The sequence below is a fragment of the Streptosporangium fragile genome (assembly GCF_039534445.1).
In the GTDB taxonomy this organism is placed as follows: domain Bacteria; phylum Actinomycetota; class Actinomycetes; order Streptosporangiales; family Streptosporangiaceae; genus Streptosporangium; species Streptosporangium fragile.
The window spans coordinates 1-3,770 of record NZ_BAAAVI010000151.1 but is presented as its reverse complement, the minus strand read 5'-3'; the positions used below and the strand labels follow the sequence as shown (position 1 = coordinate 3,770).

Here is a 3,770-nt window from a genome sequence, read left to right as displayed (position 1 = left end):
TGGACCGCCACGACATGCTGCGGCTGCGGGTGACCGGCGGCGAACCGGGGCGGGAGCCGGGGAGTGGGTCGCCGCCGGAGGAGGCCGGGCCGAGGCGGTATGAGATTCTCCCGCCGGGCGCGGTCATGGCGGCCGACTGCGTCCGGCGGGTCCGGCTCGGCGACACCCCGGGCCAGGCCCTGGCCGGGCACGTCGGCGAAGCGCAGGCCGGGCCGCGTGCGGTATCCGAGTGTGCCGGTGAAGCCTGGGCCGGTTCCGCCCAGGGGAGTGGCCGGGGCCTGACGCAGGTGGTGGCCGAGGAGGCGGCGCGGTCGCGGGCGGAGCTGGATCCGGCGGCCGGGCGGATGGTGCGGGTGGCCTGGCTGGATGCCGGGCCCGGGGCGTCGGGGCGGTTGGTGGTGACCGTTCATCACCTGTGTGTGGACGGGGTGTCGTGGCGGATCCTGCTGCCGGACCTGTTCACCGCCTGGGCGGCGGCCGTGCGGGGGGAGCGCGCGGGGCTGGCCCCGGTGCCGACCTCGTTCCGTACCTGGGCGCGTCGCCTGCACGCCGAGGCGGCCGGACGGGTCGGCGAGCTCGACCTGTGGGCCGACATCCTCGACGGGCCCGACCCGCGCATCGGGCGCAGGCCGCTCGACCCGCGTACCGACACCGCTGCGACACTGCGCGGCCTCCGCCGCACGCTGCCCCCCGAACGGACCCGGCCCCTGCTCTCGGACGTCCCCGCCGCCTTCCACGGCCGGGTCAACGACGTGCTGCTCGCCGGGCTCGCGCTGGCCGTGACGCACTGGCGCAGGAGGCGCGGTGGCCGGGGTACCTCGGTCCTGCTCGACCTGGAGGGGCACGGCCGCGAGGACGTCTTCCCCGGGGTGGACCTGTCCCGGACCGTGGGCTGGTTCACCACCGTCCACCCCGTCAGGCTCGACCCCGGGCCGGGCGGCTGGTCCGGCGAGCGGGCCGCAGCCCAGGCGATCAAGAAGGTCAAGGAGCAGATCAGGGCGGTGCCCGACCCCCTGGGTTACGGGATGCTCCGCCACCTCGTCCCGGAGACCGCCCAGAAGCTCGCCGAGCTGCCCCGCCCGCAGCTGCTCTTCAACTATCTCGGCCGGGTCGCCGTCACCGACGGCGACTGGAACCTCGTACCCGCCGATGTCGGCGGATACGACCCCGCGATGCCCGTCTCCCACGTGCTGGAGATCAACGTGACCACCCACGACCGGCCGGACGGTCCCCACCTGGAGGCCGTCTGGTCGTGGCCCGGCGGGCTGCTCGACGAGGCCGAGGTCGCCGAGCTGGCCGACACCTGGTTCGAGGCACTGGACGGGCTGGCCGCGCACGGCTCCGGGGGTTACACGCCGAGCGACCTGCTGGTCGACCTCGGCCAGGACGAGATCGACCGCATTCAGGCCGCGTGGGAGCAGCGATGACACAGGTGCAGGACATCCTCCCGCTCTCGCCGCTGCAGCAGGGCCTGTTCTTCCATGCCCTCCACGACGAGCAGGACCTCTACATCGCGCAGGTCACCCTCGACCTCGACGGCCCGTTGGACGTCCCCGCGCTCCGCGCCGCCGCCGCCCGGCTGCTCGAACGCCACCCCAACCTGCGCGCCGCCTTCTGGCACGAGGACCTCAGCCGCCCGGTCCAGGTCATCCCGTGCACCGTCGAGCCGTCCTGGCGCGAGGTCGACGGGGGCGACCCGGCCGAGGCGGCCGCCGAGGAACGGGCCCGCCCGTTCGACCTGGCCCGGCCGCCGCTGATCCGGTTCGTGCTCGTACGCCCCGGACCGGACCGGTACCGGTTGATCATCACCAACCACCACATCCTGCTGGACGGCTGGTCGACCCCGCTCCTCGTCACGGAGCTGCTGGCGCTCTACCTCGGAGTGGACGCCCCGCCCGCGCCCCCGTACAAGAACTACCTCGCCTGGCTGGCCGGGCAGGACCGCGCCGCCGCCCGGCGGGCCTGGGACCGGGCCCTCGACGGCGTCGACGGGCCCACGCTCGTCGCGCCCGGGGCGACCGCGTCCGTGGCACCGGCCAAGGTCACCACCGAGCTGGGCGCGGACCTGACCGCCGCGCTGACCAGGTTGACCCGCCGTCGCGGCGTCACCGTCAACACCCTGCTGCAGGGGGTGTGGGCGATTCTGCTGTCCACGCTGACCGGCCGCGACGACGTCGTCTTCGGCGCGATCGTGTCGGGGCGTCCGCCCGAGCTGCCCGGTGTCGAACGCATGGTCGGCCTGTTCATCAACACGGTGCCGGTCCGGGTGCGGCTCCGCCCCGCCGAGCCGGTCGGCGAACTGCTGGAACGCCTCCAGGACGAGCAGGCCGAGCTGCTGCCCCACCACCACCTCGGCCTGACCGAGATTCACCGCGGAACCCTGTTCGACACCGTCACCGTGCTGGAGAACTACCCGTTCGACCCGTCCGCCGCGGACACCGCCCTCGGCGACGTGCGGCTCACCGGCTTCGGTTCGGCGGACGCCCACCACTACCCGCTCGCCCTGGCCGCCGTCCCCGGCGACCGGCTCACGCTCCGCCTCGACCACCGCCCCGACCTGTTCACCGCCGCCCAGGCCCGGCGGCTGCTCGACCGCGTGGAGCGACTCATCACCACGCTCGTCACCGCTCCGGACACCCCGGTCGGGCGACTCGACGTCCTCGACGCCGAGGAGTACCGCCAGGCCGTCGAGGAGTGGAACGACACCGGCGCCCCGGTGCCCCACCGTACTCTTCCCGAGATCTTCCAGGCCGTCGCCGCTCACGACCCGGACGCCCCCGCACTCGTGGACCGCGAGGAGATCCTGACCTACGGGCGGCTCAACCGCCGCGCCAACCGGCTGGCCCGGTTGCTGGCGGCCGAGCACGGGGTGGGTCCCGAGCGGGTGGTCGCGCTGAGGCTGCACCGCTCCGCCGACCTGGTCGTCGCCGCACTGGCCGTGATCAAGGCGGGCGGTGCCTACCTGCCGGTGGACCCGGGCTACCCGGCCGAACGGATCGCCGCCATGCTCCGCGACGCCGCCCCCAGCCTGGTGATCGACGCCGGCTGGCTCGCCGGAGCCGACGCCTCCGGCTACCCGGACGACGACCTCGACGTTCCCCTCGATCCGGGCAACCCGGCGTACGTGATCTACACCTCCGGCTCCACCGGGCATCCCAAGGGTGTCATGGTGACCCACGAAGGCATCGCGGCCCTGGCCCGGTCGCAGGTCGACCGGTTCGGGATCACCCCGGACAGCCGGGTGCTCCACTTCGCCTCACCGAGCTTCGACGCCTCCGTCATGGAAATGCTCATGGCCTTCGCCGCCGGAGCGTCTCTCGTCATAGTCCCGCCGGGCGCGTACGGCGGGGACGCGCTGGCCGGGGTGCTGGCGAGCGGGGGGATCACCCACGCGCTGATCCCCCCGGCGGCCCTGGCGAGCGTGCCCGAGGTCCCGCTGCCCGACCTGCGGACCCTCGTCGTCGGTGGCGACGCCTGCGGGACAGACCTGGTCGGTGCCTGGGCCCCCGGCCGCCTGATGATCAACGCGTACGGTCCCACCGAGGCCACCATCGCCGCCACGACGAGCGGCCCCCTGACCCCGGGTGAGATCCCGCCGATCGGCTCGCCGGTCAGGGACGCCCGTGCCTACGTGCTGGACTCCTGCCTGCGTCCGGTCCCGGTCGGCGTCGCCGGAGAGCTGTACCTCGCCGGACCCGGTCTGGCCCGGGGCTACCTCGGCCGTCCGGGGTTGACGGCGGAGCGGTTCGTGGCGTGTCCGTTCGGGGGTG

Annotated in this window: 2 protein-coding genes; both read left to right on the top strand. The window is 74.3% G+C overall.

Annotated features, from left to right (window positions below):
* Positions 1 to 1,427: condensation domain-containing protein (locus ABD841_RS40245; RefSeq protein WP_344982324.1), on the top strand; the 1,427-nt coding region annotated here is incomplete at its 5' end.
* A partial coding sequence (locus ABD841_RS40240; protein WP_344982323.1) for a non-ribosomal peptide synthetase occupies positions 1,424 to 3,770 on the top strand: 2,347 nt, incomplete at its 3' end. The genes ABD841_RS40245 and ABD841_RS40240, both read left to right, overlap by 4 nt.